This window comes from Mucilaginibacter sp. SJ, from assembly GCF_028993635.1.
In the GTDB taxonomy this organism is placed as follows: Bacteria; Bacteroidota; Bacteroidia; order Sphingobacteriales; family Sphingobacteriaceae; genus Mucilaginibacter.
In genome coordinates this window covers 4,728,767-4,748,494 of sequence record NZ_CP118631.1, presented here as the reverse complement: position 1 = coordinate 4,748,494, position 19,728 = coordinate 4,728,767, and the positions used below count along the sequence as shown (strand labels likewise).

Annotated in this window: 18 protein-coding genes; 6 read left to right on the top strand and 12 right to left on the bottom strand. The window is 41.9% G+C overall.

Annotated elements, in window-relative coordinates; translation table 11 throughout:
- Positions 1 to 105 precede the first annotated feature (105 nt).
- Positions 106 to 1,299: a bifunctional phosphopantothenoylcysteine decarboxylase/phosphopantothenate--cysteine ligase CoaBC gene (gene coaBC, locus MusilaSJ_RS19645; RefSeq protein ID WP_274986552.1), complete on the top strand. Its 1,194-nt coding sequence runs from the start codon at positions 106 to 108 to the stop codon at positions 1,297 to 1,299.
- Positions 1,296 to 2,189, top strand: a complete 894-nt coding sequence (gene porD, locus MusilaSJ_RS19640) for a type IX secretion system protein PorD (protein ID WP_274986551.1) — start codon at positions 1,296 to 1,298, stop codon at positions 2,187 to 2,189. Before coaBC ends, porD begins: the two co-directional genes overlap by 4 nt.
- Positions 2,190 to 2,556: 367 nt before the next feature.
- Here the strand turns inward: porD and MusilaSJ_RS19635 are convergent, their stop codons facing one another.
- Positions 2,557 to 3,084 (bottom strand): adenine phosphoribosyltransferase, encoded by a 528-nt coding sequence (locus MusilaSJ_RS19635; RefSeq protein WP_274986550.1) that lies wholly within the window; start codon positions 3,082 to 3,084, stop codon positions 2,557 to 2,559.
- On the bottom strand, positions 3,081 to 3,950 hold the full coding sequence (locus MusilaSJ_RS19630; protein ID WP_274986549.1) for a ComEA family DNA-binding protein: 870 nt from the start codon (positions 3,948 to 3,950) through the stop codon (positions 3,081 to 3,083). Before MusilaSJ_RS19630 ends, MusilaSJ_RS19635 begins: the two co-directional genes overlap by 4 nt.
- A gap of 77 nt (positions 3,951 to 4,027) precedes the next feature.
- On the opposite strand from MusilaSJ_RS19630, the gene MusilaSJ_RS19625 reads away from it, so the two are divergent.
- Positions 4,028 to 5,782 carry a bifunctional lysophospholipid acyltransferase family protein/GNAT family N-acetyltransferase gene (locus tag MusilaSJ_RS19625; protein ID WP_274986548.1) on the top strand — a complete coding sequence of 585 codons (1,755 nt, stop codon included), beginning with the start codon at positions 4,028 to 4,030 and terminating at the stop codon, positions 5,780 to 5,782.
- 147 nt (positions 5,783 to 5,929) lie between these two features.
- Here MusilaSJ_RS19625 and MusilaSJ_RS19620 read toward each other — a convergent pair whose 3' ends face one another.
- The 8 genes from MusilaSJ_RS19620 to rpsT all read right to left on the bottom strand — a co-directional run bounded on the left by MusilaSJ_RS19620 (position 5,930) and on the right by rpsT (position 16,274).
- The gene (locus MusilaSJ_RS19620) at positions 5,930 to 9,244 is read right to left on the bottom strand and encodes a TonB-dependent receptor (protein WP_274986547.1); all 3,315 of its coding nucleotides are present in this window, start codon (positions 9,242 to 9,244) and stop codon (positions 5,930 to 5,932) included.
- A 311-nt stretch (positions 9,245 to 9,555) separates the two neighbouring features.
- The gene (locus MusilaSJ_RS19615) at positions 9,556 to 10,101 is read right to left on the bottom strand and encodes an Mpo1-like protein (protein ID WP_274986546.1); all 546 of its coding nucleotides are present in this window, start codon (positions 10,099 to 10,101) and stop codon (positions 9,556 to 9,558) included.
- 63 nt (positions 10,102 to 10,164) lie between these two features.
- Positions 10,165 to 11,730: a ribonuclease Y gene (gene rny / locus MusilaSJ_RS19610; protein ID WP_091173692.1), complete on the bottom strand. Its 1,566-nt coding sequence runs from the start codon at positions 11,728 to 11,730 to the stop codon at positions 10,165 to 10,167.
- Between the two features lie 242 nt (positions 11,731 to 11,972).
- Positions 11,973 to 12,263, bottom strand: a complete 291-nt coding sequence (locus MusilaSJ_RS19605) for a cell division protein ZapA (protein WP_090529762.1) — start codon at positions 12,261 to 12,263, stop codon at positions 11,973 to 11,975.
- A 21-nt stretch (positions 12,264 to 12,284) separates the two neighbouring features.
- Complete coding sequence (locus MusilaSJ_RS19600) at positions 12,285 to 12,575, bottom strand: hypothetical protein (protein WP_090529765.1); 291 nt, start codon at positions 12,573 to 12,575, stop codon at positions 12,285 to 12,287.
- Positions 12,576 to 12,694: 119 nt separating this feature from the next.
- Positions 12,695 to 15,094 (bottom strand): phenylalanine--tRNA ligase subunit beta, encoded by a 2,400-nt coding sequence (pheT, locus tag MusilaSJ_RS19595; protein ID WP_274986545.1) that lies wholly within the window; start codon positions 15,092 to 15,094, stop codon positions 12,695 to 12,697.
- Positions 15,095 to 15,236: 142 nt separating this feature from the next.
- A complete protein-coding gene (radC, locus tag MusilaSJ_RS19590) occupies positions 15,237 to 15,935 on the bottom strand; it encodes a RadC family protein (protein WP_274986544.1) in 699 nt (232 codons plus the stop codon).
- 84 nt (positions 15,936 to 16,019) lie between these two features.
- On the bottom strand, positions 16,020 to 16,274 hold the full coding sequence (rpsT, locus tag MusilaSJ_RS19585; protein WP_090529771.1) for a 30S ribosomal protein S20: 255 nt from the start codon (positions 16,272 to 16,274) through the stop codon (positions 16,020 to 16,022).
- Positions 16,275 to 16,520: 246 nt separating this feature from the next.
- Between rpsT and MusilaSJ_RS19580 the strand changes: the two genes are divergently transcribed.
- On the top strand, positions 16,521 to 17,279 hold the full coding sequence (locus MusilaSJ_RS19580) for a class I SAM-dependent methyltransferase (RefSeq protein WP_274986543.1): 759 nt from the start codon (positions 16,521 to 16,523) through the stop codon (positions 17,277 to 17,279).
- Between the two features lie 58 nt (positions 17,280 to 17,337).
- On the opposite strand, the gene MusilaSJ_RS19575 is transcribed toward MusilaSJ_RS19580, so the two are convergent.
- Together MusilaSJ_RS19575 and MusilaSJ_RS19570 are read right to left on the bottom strand one after the other, a co-directional pair.
- Complete coding sequence (locus tag MusilaSJ_RS19575) at positions 17,338 to 17,613, bottom strand: Txe/YoeB family addiction module toxin (RefSeq protein ID WP_274986542.1); 276 nt, start codon at positions 17,611 to 17,613, stop codon at positions 17,338 to 17,340.
- A gap of 3 nt (positions 17,614 to 17,616) precedes the next feature.
- Complete coding sequence (locus MusilaSJ_RS19570; protein WP_274986541.1) at positions 17,617 to 17,880, bottom strand: type II toxin-antitoxin system Phd/YefM family antitoxin; 264 nt, start codon at positions 17,878 to 17,880, stop codon at positions 17,617 to 17,619.
- Positions 17,881 to 17,967: 87 nt separating this feature from the next.
- On the opposite strand from MusilaSJ_RS19570, the gene MusilaSJ_RS19565 reads away from it, so the two are divergent.
- Both MusilaSJ_RS19565 and MusilaSJ_RS19560 read left to right on the top strand, forming a co-directional pair.
- Positions 17,968 to 18,930 (top strand): zinc dependent phospholipase C family protein, encoded by a 963-nt coding sequence (locus MusilaSJ_RS19565; RefSeq protein WP_274986540.1) that lies wholly within the window; start codon positions 17,968 to 17,970, stop codon positions 18,928 to 18,930.
- 97 nt (positions 18,931 to 19,027) lie between these two features.
- Entirely contained in the window at positions 19,028 to 19,705 is a 678-nt protein-coding gene (locus MusilaSJ_RS19560) for a TapB family protein (protein ID WP_274986539.1), read from the top strand.
- The last annotated feature ends 23 nt before the right edge of the window (positions 19,706 to 19,728 follow it).

Sequence of the window (19,728 nt, the reverse complement as noted above, 5' to 3'; positions counted from 1 at the left end):
TACAGGGTCTTTTCATGCTATAACAAAAAACTCCCGTATGGGAGTTTTTTGTTACTTTTAATTTTTATAACATAATTATTCCCCCTTTAGGGGGTTAGGGGGCATATGAAAAACATTGTTTTAGGAGTTTGCGGCAGTATTGCAGCCTACAAATCGGCACTGCTGGTTAGGCTGCTGGTTAAAGCAGGCGCTAACGTTAAAGTGGTGATGACTGCCGATGCCACCAATTTTATTACGCCGCTTACACTCTCAACGCTTTCAAAAAACCCGGCGCTGGTTGATTATTGTAAGGCTGATACCGGCGAATGGAATAATCATGTTGAACTTGGGCTTTGGGCCGATATGATGGTTATTGCCCCCGCCACGGCCAACACCCTTGCTAAAATGGCTAACGGCCTTTGCGATAACCTGCTTAGCGCGGTATATCTTTCAGCAAAATGCCCGGTTTATTTTGCTCCGGCTATGGACCTGGATATGTGGCTGCACCCGGCTACCCGCCAAAACGTGAGCAGGCTGCAATCATTTGGTAACATTATGATTCCGCCTGGTAACGGTGAACTGGCCAGCGGCCTGTATGGTGAAGGCCGGATGGCCGAACCTGAAGACATCGTTACCTTCCTGGAAGCAAAATCAAAAAAAAAACTCCTTTTAGCCGGTCATAAAATACTGGTAACTGCCGGGCCAACCTATGAAGCTATAGATCCGGTACGGTTTATCGGCAATCATTCGTCGGGCAAAATGGGGTTTGCTATCGCGGATGAACTGGCTTTGATGGGAGCCGATGTTACTTTAGTGACCGGGCCTACTGCACAGATCAGCAAGCAACAAAATATAAAACGGGTTAATGTTATTTCGGCGGCACAAATGTTAGGGGCTTGCTTAACCGCTTATGGCGATGCAAAGGCTTGTATCATGAGTGCTGCAGTTGCCGATTATACCCCGGCTGATGTTGCTACTCAAAAGATCAAGAAAAAAGACGACGATCTCAGCATCGAACTGAAGAAAACCACTGATATATTAAAAACCCTTGGCGAGGCTAAACGCGAAGGACAAATATTGGTTGGTTTTGCTTTAGAAACCAACGACGAGGAAATGAACGCGACAACCAAACTACAAAAGAAAAATCTTGACTTTATTGTACTAAATTCGCTTAATGACGCGGGTGCCGGTTTTGCAGGCGATACCAATAAGATAACCATTATTGACCGTAAGCTTAAGAAAACTACTTTCGACCTGAAAAGCAAGGAAGCAGTGGCCCGCGATATTTGCAATAAAGTTGCCCAACTAATAAACGGATGAAAAAACTGCTGCTTTATACTTTGCTGATGTTTCTTTGCTGCCGGGTTGTGGCCCAGGACCTGAATGCACGTATACAAGTGTTATCGCCCAAGATACAGGTTGCGAATAAGCGCGTTTTTCAAACGCTGGAAACTGCCATGAAGGATTTCCTGAACGGCCGCAAATGGAGTGCCGATCCGATTTTGCCACAGGAGAGAATAGATTGCAATTTTGTGCTGAACATAACCAACTGGGATGGCAGCAGTAATTTTACCGGCGAGCTGCAGGTACAATCGTCCCGGCCGGTTTATGGCACATCCTATACCTCTACCCTGTTAAATCTTAATGATAAAGATATCAGCTTTAGTTATACCGAGGGCCAGACGATTGACTATACCGATCAAAATTTTCAGGGAAATTTAAGTTCGATCATGGCTTTTTATGCCAACATTATTATCGGCCTTGATTATGACACGTTTTCAAAATTTGGAGGCACGCCATATTTTTTAGCAGCACAGACCATCGTAACCAATGCGCAAACATCATCATATGGTGGCTGGAAAGCTTTTGATGGCAATGTAAACCGCTACTGGTTATCCGAAAACCTGAATAATAAACTATATAACCCGTTACGCAGCTTTTTGTACGATTATCACCGCAACGGGCTTGATATCATGTCGGACAATGTGAGCAAAGGCCGCAAAGCTATTGATGCTCTGCTACCTTTACTACAGCAAATAGACCGGCAACGTGTGGGCGCGATGCTTCCGCTTATATTTTATACAGCAAAAAGTGATGAACTGGTTTCCATTTACAGCAAGGCCGATAATCAGGAACGGTTAACCGCCATGAACCTGTTTCTAAAGCTCGACCCTGCTAATGGCAATAAATATCAAACCTTGCAGAAATAACCCTTAGTGTTAGTTTAAAAACAAATAAAGAAGAAGTCATAAGGGAACAACAAGGTAATCCCCTACTTACGAGGGCAAGCCTTTTAGTTTGGCTTATTAATTTATAATTGTAAGTTGCTGATTATTAAGCGTGTTTTTTCGATCAATTTTATAACATGGGCGTTGCCTGCCGCCCGGGCTGTACGTTCCAAGTCCTCGCTTTTCCCATTGCAAAAGCCTTCGCACACTGCGGGCTTTACACTGCCATCCCTAACGCGGCCAACGCACAGGCCCGCAATTACCAACCAAACCACAAGCAGGGCAAGCATTGTCCATGCCTCCGGCAAACAAAAAAATCAACAAAATGGATGCCCCATTTTGGTACGGCTTAATAATCCGCCAGCACTATCAGCTTATCGCAAATAGGCATAATCCTTTCTTTACCATTCAAAAAACCAAGTCCCACGACAAAGGAAAAACCGGCAACTATACCTCCCATTTCCCTGATAAGCTCACTGGCCGCAGTTACTGTACCGCCGGTAGCCAGCAAATCGTCATGAAGTAATATATGCTGACCGGGTTCAAAGGCATCGGTATGCAGCTCAATGGTGGCGGTGCCGTACTCCAGCTTATAAGCTTTTTGTTTTATAGTGAAAGGCAGCTTACCCGCTTTACGCACGGGTACAAACGGCACACCTAATCTGGTTGCCAGCGTAAGCCCAAACAGGAAGCCCCTGCTTTCGATACCGGCCACCGCGTCAATCCGGGTTCCCTGCAATTGTTCAACAAAAGCATCGATGATGCTTTCGCATAATCCGGGGTCTTTCAGTATGGGCGTAATATCTTTAAAAACAATTCCCGGTTTCGGAAAATCGGGAATATCCCTTATGGCTGCTTTAATTTGCTGGGCTATCATTTGAAAACTAAATAAGGTCCAATTTTACGCAAAATTCCGTCATTAAGTATGGCAATATTTTTCAGATCGGCCAGGTCATTGTAGGTACCGTGCTCATCGCGGTAAGCTACAATGGCATCCATTTGTTTGTAGCTCAGATAGGGGAAGCGCTTAAGTTCATTAAAGGTAGCTGTGTTAATATTCACCTTAATGATATGTTTGCCATCAACCGCAATACGGGCTTCAATCTGGCCGTACTTTTCCTTATCAATGCCATAAACCTCCTTCAACTGTTCTTTATTGTAAAAACCGCCTACCCGCTCCCGGTAATGGACAATGCGCCTGGCAAATGCGGGGCCTATTCCCCTGATCATGGTAAGCCTCGCCGAATCTGCCGTGTTGATCTCTATTACTTCGCCAGGTTTGGCTTTATTTATGTAATAAGCAGGGCCATCGGGCAAGATAATATAGGGCTCAAGAAGCTTATACTCCGCCGGGCTGATGCTGTACATTTTTTGCACATCGCCTTTGGTGAAAAAACGTCCGCCTTTTTCTTCATAATGCTTAATTACCTGTGCCTGATGTTCAGTGAGGCCAAGTTTTACCCAACCCGCAAGGGGTAAGTTATTGGGATTAAATTTAAAGAGTGTAGCAGGCAGGGCATTGCGATTACCGGCAGAAACTTCATCCCTTGCCGTAAGATCGCCCGTTTTATCGGAATCGGTTATCGCTTTATCAAAAGCCTTAAAATTTATTATATTATCTTTGCGGTTTGCCTGAAACATATAAGGGGCCAGCAAAACCATTGCAATTAAAATAATCAACACTACCATCCCGTTCCACTCTTTTTTAGTGACAGACAGGTAGTTTTTAATTTGCGGCCTCATTTATAATATGTTCCAGGCGTTAAATTAAATAAAAATTTAGGATATTTATTTGTTAAAACATACTGCTATTAAAAACAATGAAAGTTATAACCACCGAAGAGTTTGCCAAAGCCACCAAACTGGATAAGTTGAAAATGCCGGGCCTGGCCGCTTTATTGATGGAGCTAATGAAAATAAACCAGGTTAACGACCTGTTTGCCCAGGCACAGCCCAAGCAGGGCCCTGAGTTTGTTGATGCCATATTAAAAGGTTGCGGTATTGATGTTGAGTTTGATGAGCGTGAGCTCCGTAACATACCTAAAGACGGAGCATTTATAGCCATTGCCAATCACCCTTACGGAGGTATTGAGGGTATGGTGTTATTAAAGGTCCTGTGCATGGCCCGCCCCGATTCAAAGCTGATGGCCAACTTCCTGCTTAAAAAAATCCCCAACCTTGCCGACTATTTCATAGCCGTAAACCCTTTTGAAAATGTTGAACATTCGTCGAGCATAAGCGGCCTAAAAAACACCCTTGAGCTGTTAAACCAAGGCACCCCCATAGGAATTTTCCCCGCCGGCGAGGTATCAACCTTTAAGGTGGAGCAAAAACAGGTAACCGACCGTATGTGGCACCCCGTTGTGGGCAAAATCATAGCTAAGGCAAAAGTACCGGTGGTTCCTATTTATTTTCATGGTAACAACGGCTTGTTGTTTAACCTGCTCAGCTTGTTGCACCCTACCCTGCGCACAGCCAAACTACCGTCAGAGCTGTTTAATAAACACGGGCATACCATTAAACTACGGATAGGTAAACCCATTAACGTAACAGAGATTCCGGAGTATACCAACACTACCAAGCTCCTTAACTTTTTGCGCGCACGTACCTATGCTTTAGGTACCGGCCTGGAAGAGGAAAAAAAGATCTTCAGCCCACGAAACCTGTTTAAGATCAAACGCGAAGCCGAAGAGGTTTCTCCTGAAATAGATAGCGCCATCCTTGAAAAAGAAATTGAGCCGCTACGGGAAACTTACAAAGTTTGGACTGAGAAAAACTACGAGGTGTTCATCGTTCCGACGTCAACCATTCCCAATGTGATACGGGAAATAGGCAGACTGCGCGAGATTACTTTCCGCGAGGTTGGCGAAGGTACCAACAAAGCAATCGACCTCGATGAGTATGATATTTACTATCATCACCTGTTCATCTGGGATTTTGAAGCTAAGCGAATTGTAGGTGCTTACCGCATTGGTTTGGGAGATGAGATATTTTACAGCGTAGGCAAAAAAGGCTTTTACGTAAATGAGCTGTTTAAACTTAAAACGCAGTTTATACCGGTGTTACGCCGCAGCCTCGAACTGGGCCGCTCATGGATCCGCAAAGAATATCAAACTAAACCTTTACCGCTATTCCTGTTATGGAAAGGCATCCTGAAATTTCTGATAGATAACCCGCGGTACCGTTACCTGATAGGCCCGGTAAGTATCAGTAATTCCTTTTCAAAATTTTCCAAATCACTTATTGTCGATTATATTAACCGCAACCACTTTGACCATGAAATGGCGCAGTATGTTAAACCGCGCAAAAAATTCAAGGTTGATTTTGCCAAAATTGATACCGACCTGCTTATGGCCGGTGAAGACAGCTTTAAAGGACTCGATAACCTGATATCAGAGGTGGAAACCCGCAATATGAAAGTTCCCGTACTGCTTCGTCAGTACATTGCCCTTAACGCTAAGATCATCAGCTTCAATATCGATCCTAAATTTGCCGATTGCCTGGATGGTTTCCTGGTGCTCGATCTTGAAAAGGTACCGCAGGATATACTGGATAAACTGGGTAAAAACCTGTAGCCGTAATTTTAAAAGTTATAAAGAAAAAGCGGGGCATTATGATATGCTTCGCTTTTTTTCTAATAATTTCCATTAAAACAGAAGCGCCCCCAATGACATCGGGGGCGCTTCTGTTTTGTTTAATCTCAACTGTATTTTGTTTTACAATTACCAGCTGTAGCGTACACCAAACTGCATTTGCCAGCGTGAAGCGAACAAATCAACAGAATATGGTATACCTGGGTTGCTGAAGTTGTATGTTGGATAAGATGCAACGTTACCATCTTTAACAAAAGCAGGGCCGCCGGACGCTCCAGGCAGTTTGCTTACTGGTGTTAAACCAACACTTGCTGAGGAGTTGAATGTGTTTGCTGAAAAGTAATATTGACCCCAGCTCTTGTTCAATAAATTGGTAAGATTGATGATATCATAAGTAAATGTGATCATCTGTTTGTGTTTACCATTACCAAATTTAAAGTCTTGAGTAAAGCGGAAGTCTAATTGATTATTCCAAGGTGTAAAAGCAGCATTACGTTCAGTAAACTGACCACGACGTGAACTTAAATATTTGTCGGCATCAACATACGCATTAAACGCAGCTAACTGTTGTGCAGCAGTTTGTACTACCACACCATTTTTCACCTGATCAACAATCATCTTAGCTGCCTCATCTCTGGTTGGAATGTAAGCCAAGCTTAATTGCTGACCTGTTCCGTCGATAGCGTTTGGATAGGTATCCCAGGTATATGGGTTACCGCTTTGCGCGCTAAAGAAGAAAGTGAAGTTAGCTGTATAGTTGTGCCCGGCATCCCAATCATGTTTAAAGTTCACGTTTGATACGATACGATGACGGATATCAAAGTTTGAATTGGCTAAACCCGGATTGTTAGGATTCAAAGCCTGGTTCAATTGCCAGTTCGACTCCATTGAGTTACGGATACCATTGGTAACATCTTTAGAGTGACCGTAGGTATAGGCAACTGAAAAGTTTAATGCATTCTGCGGATCAAATTGAGTAAACTTAGCTACCTGTACTGTTGCACTGTAACGGTACCCTTCGCTGGTATTTGATAATAAATAGGCGTTGGTATATTTTGAGTTGATCCCTTTATTAATAAATATAGGCTGCAGGTGTTGGGTATCATAAGGATAATAAGTTACACTATCCTTGGTATTTACCTGTTGGAACTTCAAGTCATGAATAACCTTAGTATAAATACCTTCAGCTGTAAATTTCCACTGGTTATCAGTAGTATAATCAACTGCTAAGCTACTTCTCCAAACCTGTGGCATTTTGAAGTTGTTGTCGATCATATCCACCTGAGTAGCACCAGAAGCGCTGGTATTAACACCACCTTGCTGATTAACAAAGTTTAAGCCACCATTTGAAGGTGCTTGTATCGGATTGGTACCTGCTGTAAATGGACCGGCAGATGATTTTTTATCATAAGCACCATAAGTAGCGCCGTTATTATAAAATGCATAACCAAACCATGCAAACGGAACACGACCGGTAAAGAAGCCGCTACCACCGCGTAAAATAACGCTTTGATCGCCATTTGCATCATAGTTAAATGATACACGCGGGTTCCACTCAATGTTACCAAGGTAATTTTGTTTAATATCTTTAGGTTTGGTATAAGTAAAAGTGGTACCGTAATTTGGATCAACCGGAGCGTTAGTTGTTTTATCACTCAATGGTTGTTTGTTTGGCACATTTGCATAATCAGCACGTAAAGCAACGGTTAATTTGAAATTATCACTTAACTGAATCTCATCCTGACCATATAAGCTAAACAGGTTAACTTTAAACTTGGCTGATGGATTTGCTAAGATATAATCACGTGTGTTATTCGTGTAATTAAAGTTAGTACGTACACGTGCAGGCAAATTATTAACAAAATCCTCAATGCTATTATAAGCAATACGACCGTTCCACGCATTAACAAAATTATAAGTAATGTTATAAAATTCGTTGTGTGTACCGAAAGTGAAGGTATGCTTACCTTTAACCCAAGTTAAATTATCAGTAAACTCAGCGGTTTTTTGGTGCATATCAAAAATAGCAGCCTCGCGGTCAGTACCCATAAAGATAGTAGTACCAGGAGAACGGCCAGTAATTTCGATTTGTGGTAATGCCGGATTTGAGTTAGGATCACGGTAATCGTGAACGGCTGAATAGCCAAGAACCAGGCTATTGCTCAGGTTACCGTTAAATCTTGATTTTAACTCGGCAACGGTTGAAGTTGAGTTGTTATGTGAAGTATAATCAATACCGCTGAAACGGAAGTTTTGCTGATCGCGCTCTAAGTTAGTAGCTTTTGAGCTAATAGTATTGTTACGGATAGTTAACTGGTTGTGATCATCAATATTCCAATCCAAACGGTTAAAGAACTTGTTTGAGTTAGAGAATATGGTAGTATTGTTATAAGTACCCGGATCCAAACCGCCTGTAAATGTTTTAAAAGCAGTAACTAATTTATCACCATCGGCCTGACTTAGTATATTAGAAGCGCCGTTGTGATCTAAACCGCGGATAACAGGATCCTGCCTGCGGGCAATTTCTTCGTTAGTGAAGAAGAATAATTTGTTTTTAATAATAGGGAAACCTAAACGGATACCGGCCTGGTAATCATGAAAATCGTTCAGTTTTGATCCGTCGCCACCTAAAGCAGCTTTGGCGTTGTTTGGTCCTACCATGAACGAGCCACGGCCGTAACCATAAACTGCACCGCTAAAATCATTTGTACCGCTACGGGTTACAGCATTGATACTACCACCTAATACGTTACCGATTTTGATATCATAAGGGGCAACATAAACTTGGATATCCTGGATAGCGTCAAGAGAAATAGGGCTTGTACGGGTACTGCTGCCTACCTGGCCTGATGCATTGTTCTGACCGCCTAATGATGGGCTGAAACCGATCGCGTCGTTATTGATAGCACCGTCAAGCGTTACGTTATTGTAACGGTAGTTGGTACCCTGGAATGAGTTATTGTTACTTTGAGGGGTATTCCTGGTTAAATCCTGCAAGCTGCGGTTAATTGAGGGAGCAGTACGGATTTGGTTTTGACCAATGCGGGTACTTGCACCTGTTTTAGCCGGACCAGCAGATGCTTTCACTTTAACTTCCTGCAGGGTTGTAGTTTCATCCTGCAATACAAAGTTTAAAGTAGCATTCCCTAACTGAAGGGTAAGATCGCTTTTTTCGTCTTTTTTATAACCGATAAAAGTAGCGGTTACCGTGTAAGGGCCGCCCGGGTTAATGTTGTTAACCGAGAAACGGCCGTCGCCGTTGGTTTGCGCACCGTACCTGGTACCTGTGCTGGTATTAAGTACAGTAATGGTTACCCCCGGAAGAGTGGTACCTTTTTGATCTGTAACTTTACCGGTAAGTACCGAGGTGGTGATCTGAGCGTTTGCAACGCTTCCAACCCCAATAATTATTAGTGTTAAAATAATAAAGTAGAGCTTTTTCATTTGTGAATTTTTATTGCACAAAATTGCCCTACCAATGTTAATTCTACATTAACATCAGATTATTATATTAACAACTACTTAATGATTTCTTTTTTACCTGACACAGACGCCCGAAAGCCAATCAAAAAATGTTGATTATCAATAAAATAAAAAATCTAATGCGCCGAAATATTAAGTTTTTATTTATCCACTATCGGGGATAAATTACATAATGATGTTCGCTACAGCTAAAAAATGTCCTTGTTATATAGCATTTAAAGAGCAATAGGAATGAGCATTTTAACAAATACTTAATACGCAAATAATTAAAATCAATTTTTGATTCTCAACTTATTAAGCAATTGATTCAGTAAGTAAGCAGGCGCTATAACTAATGATTTGATATCCATATAAGTTTTAGGATTTTTCCTTTCCCTTCTTTCCCCAACCCTCAAAACAGCGAGCGACGGAACAAAAATTATCACACAAATGAGATACATTGGCATTCCTCCCGCTTGCTGCCATGCTACAAGCTCCATTATACCATAACTAAACCCCAATAAAATAAATAAGATGAAGTAAGATATAATTGGCGACAGCTTTAAATAGAAGTAGATGGCAATAGCTATAACAAAGGAAGCCCAATTAAAATAGCCATTGTAGGCTCCTAAAAATCCTAAATGAGGAAAAGGAATAGCCCAGATCAATCCAAAGAGACTAAACGCCAAAGTTGGGATACAGATACAGTGTATGATCTTTTTAACCCTATCCTGGTGAGCTTCTTCATATTCCCTGAAATAACGATCAACAAGGCGTTCATCAATATTTGCAGTAGCTTTAACTGCTGCCTTCTGTTTGGTATTTGCTTTTGCTGCCACGCTGTAAAAATAAAAAACCCCTTCGGTTTTGTGCCGAAAGGGTTTCGTTTAATTTTATAATAATTACTTGGCAAATGCTACCGAACGGGTTTCCCTGATGACCGTAACTTTAATTTGACCAGGATAAGTCATTTCTGTCTGGATCCGGTTTGAAATATCAGCAGCCAAAACTTCTGATTGCGCGTCGCTGATCTTTTCGCTTTCTACCACAACGCGTAACTCACGGCCGGCCTGTATAGCGAATGTTTTTTCAACGCCCGGATATGACAATGCCAGTTCTTCCAATTCTTTCAAACGTTTAATGTAGCTTTCAACAACCTCGCGGCGTGCACCCGGACGTGCGCCTGATATAGCATCACAAGCCTGGATTATCGGAGATAACATTGAGGTCATCTCAATTTCGTCGTGGTGAGCACCAATGGCGTTACAAACTTCAGGGTGTTCCTTATATTTTTCGGCCAGTTGCATACCCAAAATAGCGTGTGGCAGTTCAGGGTTGTCATCAGGTACTTTACCAATATCATGCAGTAAGCCTGCACGTTTAGCCATTTTAACATTCAAGCCAAGCTCGGCAGCCATGGTTGCGCAGAAATTGGCGACCTCACGCGAGTGCTGCAACAGGTTTTGCCCGTAAGATGAACGGTAACGCATACGGCCAACCATCCTGATCAGTTCGGGGTGTAAACCATGAATACCTAAATCAATTACAGTACGCTCACCTATCTCAACAATTTCTTCTTCTATCTGCTTTTTGGTTTTGGCAACTACCTCTTCAATACGTGCCGGGTGGATACGACCGTCGGTAACCAAACGGTGCATTGCCAAACGGGCTATCTCGCGCCTTACCGGATCAAAACCCGAAAGGATGATAGCCTCGGGGGTATCATCAACAATGATTTCGATACCTGTTGCGGCTTCCAGTGCACGAATATTGCGCCCCTCACGGCCAATGATACGGCCCTTGATTTCGTCATTTTCAATATTGAAAATAGACACTGTATTCTCAATCGCACTTTCGGTAGCAGTACGCTGGATAGTTTGGATCACGATTTTCTTTGCCTCTTTGGTAGCGGTAAGCTTGGCCTCGTCAACAATATCTTTGATCTGGATCATAGCTTTGGTACGGGCTTCCTCGCGCAGGGTATCAACCAGTTGGTTTTTAGCATCATCGGCTGATAGGCCGGCAATGGTTTCCAACTGTTGAATGTGCTGGTTTTTAAGGTGCTCTACCTCATCTTGCTTTTTAACAACTATTTCAGTTTGTTTTTCAAGATTTTTGCGGGTGTTATCAAGTTCGCTCTCCTTGCGGTTAACATTTTCCAGGCGCTGATTTAATGATTGCTCTTTTTGCTTCACGCTATTTTCGCGCTGGTTAACAGCATTGTTTTTATTGTTTACTTCCTGCTCATGTTCAGCTTTCATCTGCAAAAACTTTTCCTTGGCTTCAAGCAATTTGTTTTTCTTCAGGATCTCGGCATTATTTTCAGCGTCTTTTAAGATCTTTTTCACTTTATTCTGAGCCGATGTTTCCTGGTCTTTAAAAAGCTTTAATAATAAGAAGCGACCTATGAGCACGCCAATGATGGCGCCTGCCAGCAGGCCGATGATGACGTATAGTAATATGTCCATTTTAGGTTTGGTGGTGTTATATATGTATGTAAATAAAAAAACCGCAACTAATTTTTAAGTATCATGTATTTAAAACCTCATTCCGGATATTGGGGACCATGGGTTGGTTAACGTTAATCGCAACTAACGCATGCCTCTTGATCCGCTTAATATTGAAGCGTTAAGTTTTTAATAGTGAAACCTAAAATTTAACTGCGGTTAAATCTTAATGTGCTCTTGTATATTTATGTAAAGAACGTTTATTACTTCGAAAAAAATTCGGTCAACAAATGATCTAAATGATAAACTTTTTCAGTCACCTCTGTATCCTCAACGGTAACTTTCTTTTCTGCCTTCAATGATGATGTTGCGTAATGCAGCACACACATTGAAAGTAAATCCTGCTTATCCCTAACCGCATAATTTTCCTGATATTCTTTTATCCGGTCGTTGATCAGCTTAGCCGCCCTGCGTATTATTTCTTCTTCCTCCATGTTAACCTTTAAGGGGTAAACACGGTCAGCAATATTTATTTTTATTGAGATTTCTCCCATTTGAGCTTTTCACTTTTTGTACTATTTTTTCAATAATACAATACACTTATCTATTTCCTGCACAAAGTCGTTAATTTTTTGCTTAATGTCAACACTTTTTTCATTTGTTTCAGAAAAAGACTTGGCAACTTTAACAACTTTTAATTTTTCTTCCAGTTCTTTTGTTTTGGCCTTACTGGCGTTAAGCGCTACTGTAAGCGCCTCACTTTCCAGTTTTAAAAGGTCATTTTCCTCCTGCAAAGCAGCGCACAGTTCAATCAGGCGCTCGGTTTTATCTACAATTTTATTTAACTGCTCTGCTAATGAGGCCATGTTTTTAATTAGTGACTTATTGAATTAGTGATTTAGCGAATTATTTTCAATTATTAAGTAATCGGTAATTACAAACCTACTGATTAACTCACTAATTCAGTCATTCACTAATTCACTCCTTATTTTCTGATCTCCGCTCCGGCTTCTTTTCCTAAATTATAAATTAATTTCTGCATAATAGAATCAATTGCCTTATCTGTTAACGTTTTTTCCAGATCCTGGATGATAAAGCTTAAAGCATATGACTTTTTACCCGCAGGCAGCTTATCGCCCTGGTAAACATCAAACACATCAACTTCCTTCAGCAATTTACGCTCGGTGCGCAGTGCAATTTGCTTTAACTGACCGAATGATACGCTTTGGTCTATTAACATAGAAAGATCGCGTCTTACTGCCGGAAATTTTGAAACCTCCTGGTAAACGATCTTATTTTTACGGATAGCTGCCAGCACAAGGTCGAAATTAAAATCAGCATAAAATACCTCTTTGTCAACATCCGCCTTTTTTAAAGAAGCTGCAGCTACCGACCCAAATTTCACCAATTGCTTACCATTCAACATGTATTGAATGCCAAACGACATTTTTTTACACGTTGCATCCTCAACTGTAAAGTTACTGATGTTCAGGCGCTGCAAAACACCATCAACCACAGCCTTGATATTATAGAATGATACCGGTTTTGATTTCTGGTTCCATTGCTCGGCAGTATTAGCACCGGTGATGAAAATACTGAAACGCTGGGTTTCAATGTACTTATCATCTTTAACACTGTACACCTTTCCAAACTCGTAAAATTTCAAATCCGAGCTACGGCGGTTTTGGTTATAAGCGACAGCTTCCAAACCAGAATACAGGAGGGTTTGACGCATTACATCCAGATCGCTGCTCAGTGGGTTCAGGATCTTAACAGCAGTATCCAGGTTATCTGAATAAGCAGATTTAGTGAGTGAATTAGCCAGGATCTCGTTAAAACCATTCGCGCTCAGCAAATCAGATAACTGGTTTTGAACAGTATCTTTCTCCGGGCGGGTAGAGTTATTTAGGGATGCCCTGATCTGTGTAGGGATCTCGATGTTGTTATAACCATAGATCCTCAGGATCTCTTCAACCACATCCACATCGCGGGTTACATCCACGCGGTATGGAGGCACTTGTAACGATAATGAATCCGCAGTTTCATTCACTATCTTGATATCAAGCGCCGTGATAATACCTTTGATCTCATCATGGCCAATCTTTTTACCAATCAGCTTATCAATGGTATTGTAAGTGATTTCCACAGCAAAGGGAGCAACCGGTGCTGGGTAATGATCGGAGATTTCTGACGATATCTCACCACCTGCCACCTGCTGAATCAACAATGCAGCACGTTTCAATGCAAAAACGGTCATGTCTGGATCGGTACCACGCTCAAACCTGAATGAAGCATCGGTTTTTAAACCATGCCTTTTTGAAGTTTTACGAACAGATACCGGGTTGAAGTAAGCGCTCTCCAGGAAAATATTTTTGGTTGATTCCTTAACACCTGATTTTGCACCGCCGAATACGCCTGCTATACACATAGGCTCTTCAGCATTACCTATCATCAGGTCGTCGGCAGATAGTTTCCTGTCAACATCATCCAAAGTTTTAAATATAGTGCCTTCAGCATAGTTTTTCACCAGTACTTTATCACCGGTTATTTCATCGGCATCAAAAGCATGTAAGGGCTGACCAAGCTCATGCAGTACATAGTTGGTAACGTCCACAATGTTATTGATAGCACGCACGCCAATAACAGCCAAACGCTCCTTTAGCCATTGTGGCGATTCCTTAACATCAACACCGCTAATGGTTAAGCCCGAATAACGCGGCGAGGCCTGCTCATTCTCTACAATAACCTTAATAGTACGGCTTGTATCATCAACTTTAAATGTACTTACATCGGGCTTATTGATACCAATTTTCAGGAAAGCGGCAATATCCCTTGCCGTACCCAAATGCGAAGCCGCATCGGCACGGTTAGGGGTTAAGCCTATCTCGTACATGTAATCGTCGTTCAGCTTAAAGTATTCTTTAGCAGGAGTACCTACAGGAGCATCCTCCGGCAATACCATAATACCAGCGTGGCTGGTTCCTAAACCTATCTCATCCTCAGCACAGATCATTCCATGAGATTCTTCGCCCCTGATCTTTGATTTTTTGATAGCAAAAGGCTCTCCGCCGGTTGGGTAAACTGTAGTACCTACCACGGCAACTACCACTTTTTGCCCCGCAGCAACGTTAGCGGCTCCGCAAACAATCTGCAGATCTTCCGCACCGCCAACATCAACTTTGGTAACATGCAGGTGATCAGAATTGGCATGATCAGCACATTCCTTTACATAACCAATCACCAGGCCTTCCAGTCCGCCTGGAACAGCCTGTACCTTTTCCAGGCTTTCAACTTCCAAACCGGTACCGGTAAGAATGATAGAAATTTCCTGGGGCGTTTTATCAGTATCAATAAATTCTTTAAGCCAGTTATAAGATATTTTCATTAGTCCGAAATGATAATCGGCAAAGATATAAAGATTTCGGATGTCGGATTTGGGATTTCGGATTTATTTGGATTTAGAATTTACTTAAACAATTCCTTTAAAAGAAAATCCGAAATCGAACATCCGAAATCCAAAATCAATCTCACATCAACCCTTCATCGGCCAAACTTAAGTAGCCGGCATCGGTAATAATTAAATGATCAAACACACCCATGTCCAGCATCCTGCCGGCGGCGCTTATTTTTTTTGTGAGCTGGATATCCTCGTTGCTGGGTTTCAGGTTACCCGATGGGTGGTTATGCACCAGTATGAGCCCGCTGGCCTGGTATTGCAGGGCCGAGTAAAAAATGATCTTAGGGTCGCACACCGTAGCCGACAAACCTCCCTTACTGATCAGCTCCTTTCCCAATACTTTGTTGGAACGGCCTAATAGTATGATCCAGAACTCCTCGTGGTTCAGGTCCATCAAATGGCGGCGCATGATATTGTAACCATCCCTGCTTGACGTGATCACTTCAATGGCGCCCGATTCAAATTCATTACGACGGCGACCGATCTCCAGCGCTGCAATAATAGATATAGCTTTGGCTTCCCCTATCCCTTTAAACCTGGACAGTTCGACTATGGAAGCCTTGCCAAGCTTATTCAGGTCGTTATCATAATGGCGCAGGATGCGCTTGCTTAGTTCAACCGCGGTTTCGGTGCGACTGCCCGAGCCGATAAGAATGGCGATCAGCTCGGCGTCGGTAAGGGCGCGGCGCCCTTGTCCGCTAAGTTTTTCACGCGGGCGGTCTTCCTCAGCCCATGATTTAATACTGATCTTGCTTTCATAGTTTTCCACGGCATTAAAGTATGAAAAAGCGCCAAACAAAAAAAGGGACAGCGTTGGTACACTATCCCCTTTGGTATATTTTAATAGCTAAGATTAGCTTAAGCCGTTAACAAATTTAGTAAGCTTTGATTTATTGTTCGAAGCTTTGTTTTTGTGAATAACGTTCTTTTTAGCTAAACGGTCAAGCATTGAAATCACTTTACCCAACAGTGCAGAAGCATCAGCTTTGGTAGTAGTGTTTCTTAATTTCTTAATAGCGTTCCTGGTTGTTTTAGCCTGGTACCTGTTGCGCAGACGCTTCGCAGCATTTGCCCTGATTCTTTTTAATGATGATTTATGATTTGCCATCTCGTATAGCTTGTTATTCTTTTCTACTTATTTTAAGGACTGCAAATATAGAGCGATTAAATTTAATATGCAAGTGGTTTTTTGATTTATATTTTAGGATGATTAGATTGATAATGTGATTGATTACCTGAACCCTTAGGGCTTGCAGGCTCTTCAAATTAACAACCTGTTAACCCTGCATTCACGAAGTGTTTATACAACACAATGATTTTTGCAGCGTTACTATTAATTAAAACTATTGCATTTATGATTACCAGCAGCACCACCAGGTTCAGCAACCGGGTTGAAGATTATGTAAAATACCGTCCCGGCTACCCCGACGAAATTGTTAAGTTTTTACATGACGCTTACGGCTTAACACAGGATAAGCTTATTGCTGATATTGGTGCCGGTACAGGGATCTCTACCGAACTGTTCCTAAAAAAGGGTTACCGGGCGATTGCTGTTGAACCAAATTTGGAGATGCGCGAAAAAGCTATCGAGTTACTCGGTTCATATAACGGTTTTATCCCCCGAAACGGCACTGCAGAAAATACCGGCATCGAGAGTAATAGCATTAATGCTATTATAGCCGGACAGGCTTTTCATTGGTTTGATGCCGTAAAAACCTGTGCTGAATTTAAAAGGATCCTGAAACCGGATGGCATTGTTGCCCTCATCTGGAATGAAAGAAAAACAACCTCGGCCTTTGAACAGGAATACGATAAACTCATCGTAAAACATGCCCGTGATTATGTAAAGGTTGATCACCGCAACATCGATACTGAACATATAGCTGCGTTCTTTAACTCTGCCCCAGTTCACCTCGAAGTGTTTGCCAATAAGCAGGTATTTGATTTTGAAGGATTGAAAGGCAGGCTGCTTTCGTCATCGTATATGCCTGCGCGGGAAGATATAGGCTACCAACCAATGATCGACGACTTGCAGGTGCTTTTTGATAAGTTTCAGCAAGATGGCGTTATCGTTATTAATTACGACACGAAAGTTTATTCAGGTAAATTATAGTGACAACTAAAGATAATTGGCCAGCTGAGGGGGAAGTATAATTTTGTAAGCATCATCATTATTCACCATAATGAAACCGGCATTGTACGATTGAGCACCTCTGATCATCACCTTTTGTGCCCGATACCTGGTAAACAAGCCTGTGTTCACCCGTTATCCTTCTTGACCAATACCCCTTTAAACTATGTCTTAATGGTTCGGGTTTTCCTAAACCCTTAAACGGAGTCTGCTTAATTGACTTAATTAGCTCCCTGATTTTTTCAACAACCTCGAGGTCATTCTCCAACCAGTACTCAAAATCGTTCCAGCCATGCTGTGTAAACTCAGTAATCATAATTTATTTACCGGAATCAAAATCATAGGTGATGGTCTTTCCTGATTTCAATTGATCTATTGATTCTTCGAGTCGCCTGGAATTAGCGGCGGTTGATAGCAAGTGCCCGGTTTCAGTTAATGAGTTATACTCTTTTATAGACATAATTACAACTGCATCCTCGTCGTTATTATTCCTTGGTACAACAATAACATCCTGATTATTACTAACCACATCAAAATAAGATTTCATTTTACTTCGTAAAGAAGAAATTGTTAGTACTTTCATATTTGTACTTCTTAATGTACAATCAAATGTACAAAAAATATTAAAGTATTATTTCAATCTTCAAAACTTAGACCCATCTTTACCCCTATGAACCGCCGTATCATTTTAAGCATAACAGGAATTTGTTTAATCATGTTATGCTCATCATGGGGATTCTTTGCGCATTACCGTATTAACAGGTTGGCAGTTTTCACGCTACCTAATGCCATGGCGGATTTTTACAGGTGCAATATCGATTATATAACCGAACATGCCGTCAGCGCCGACAAACGCCGCTATGTTGACTCATCCGAAGCGCCACGCCATTTCTTTGATGCCGACCGTTATGGTAAAAAGCCCTTTGAAGCTATGCCTAAAAAATGGAAGGATGCGGTTGCCAAGTACTCAAAAGATACCATCATTAAATATGGCACTGTTCCATGGACCATTCAGTACCAGTATTACAGGCTGGTACGAGCTTTCAAAGCCCATGATACAACGGCCATCCTCAATGCATCTGCCTATTTAGGGCATTATATTGCCGATGCGCACGTACCGCTGCACCTAACTCAAAACTACAACGGCCAGCTTACAGGGCAAACCGGCATCCATTCCCTTTGGGAAAGCCGCCTGCCCGAGTTATTTGCCGATCATTATAATTACTATGTCGGCAAAGCCCGATACATTGAAAACCCGTTGAATGAAGCATTCGGTATATGCAGGGCTACTTACAAAAGCGTTGATACAGTTTTACGTTTTGAGCGCATCCTGAACAAAACCTACCCGCAGGAAAAAAAATACGAACTGGTTCAGCACGGAAAAAAGCAGATCAATGATTACTCTGCTACCTATAGCCTGGTTTATCACAAAATGCTGAAGGGTATGGTGGCAAGGCAAATGCGGGCATCTATACTTTCCGTAGGCAGTTTCTGGTATTCGGCCTGGGTTGATGCCGGACAGCCAGACCTGAATAAATTAATCGCGCAGCCGTTAAGCAACAAGCAAAAGACCCAGCTTTGGCAAGAGGAAACCATGTATCGGGCGGGCAAAGTACTGGTAATTAATCACTAATACGTAAAACCCGAAACTAAAACGGGTAGTAGCAACATTGTTTCCGCATTGCATTTTCTGCAACTTAGTATTAATCATCCACAGTAAATTATATGCTATGAAGAAATTACTTTTCCTATTAATGATACTTTGCTGTAAAACGGCTATCGCGCAAAATTGCAACCAGTTTGTAAACAATATTAATGGCAAAAAACTCACCTACGTAAGCCAGGATGCCAAAGGCAAACAACAGATGACCGCCGTTTATACCACCACTAAAAAAGATGCAACAACCGTTACTGTGCATGCCGAAATAAATGATAAAAATGGAAAACCCATAGGCAACGGCGATTCTGAAATGATATGTACCGGTAATACCATAAAGGTAGATATGAAATCGTTTGTACCGGCTGCTAATATGAAAGGCAATATGCAGGTAAGCGGCGAAGCCAAATACCTCACTTATCCTACTGATATGAAAGCCGGGCAAACTTTAGATGATGGCTCGGTAACTATTGATATGGGGAGTGGCGGCGCACAAATGGCCAACCTGCAAATGGACATTAAAAACCGTAAGGTTGAACAAGCCGAAACTATAAGCACCAATGCGGGCAGTTTTGATTGTTTAAAAATAAGCTATGATGCCACCACCAAGATGAAAATGATGGGTATAGGGATCCCTTTCAACTTCCATGTAACGGAATGGTACAGCCCAAAACTTGGCCGCTTCGTTAAATCTGAAACCTATAAAGGCGAAAAACTGATGGGAACTATGATCCTTGATGCCATCAATTAAAAACATCAAAGATAGTTTTATGC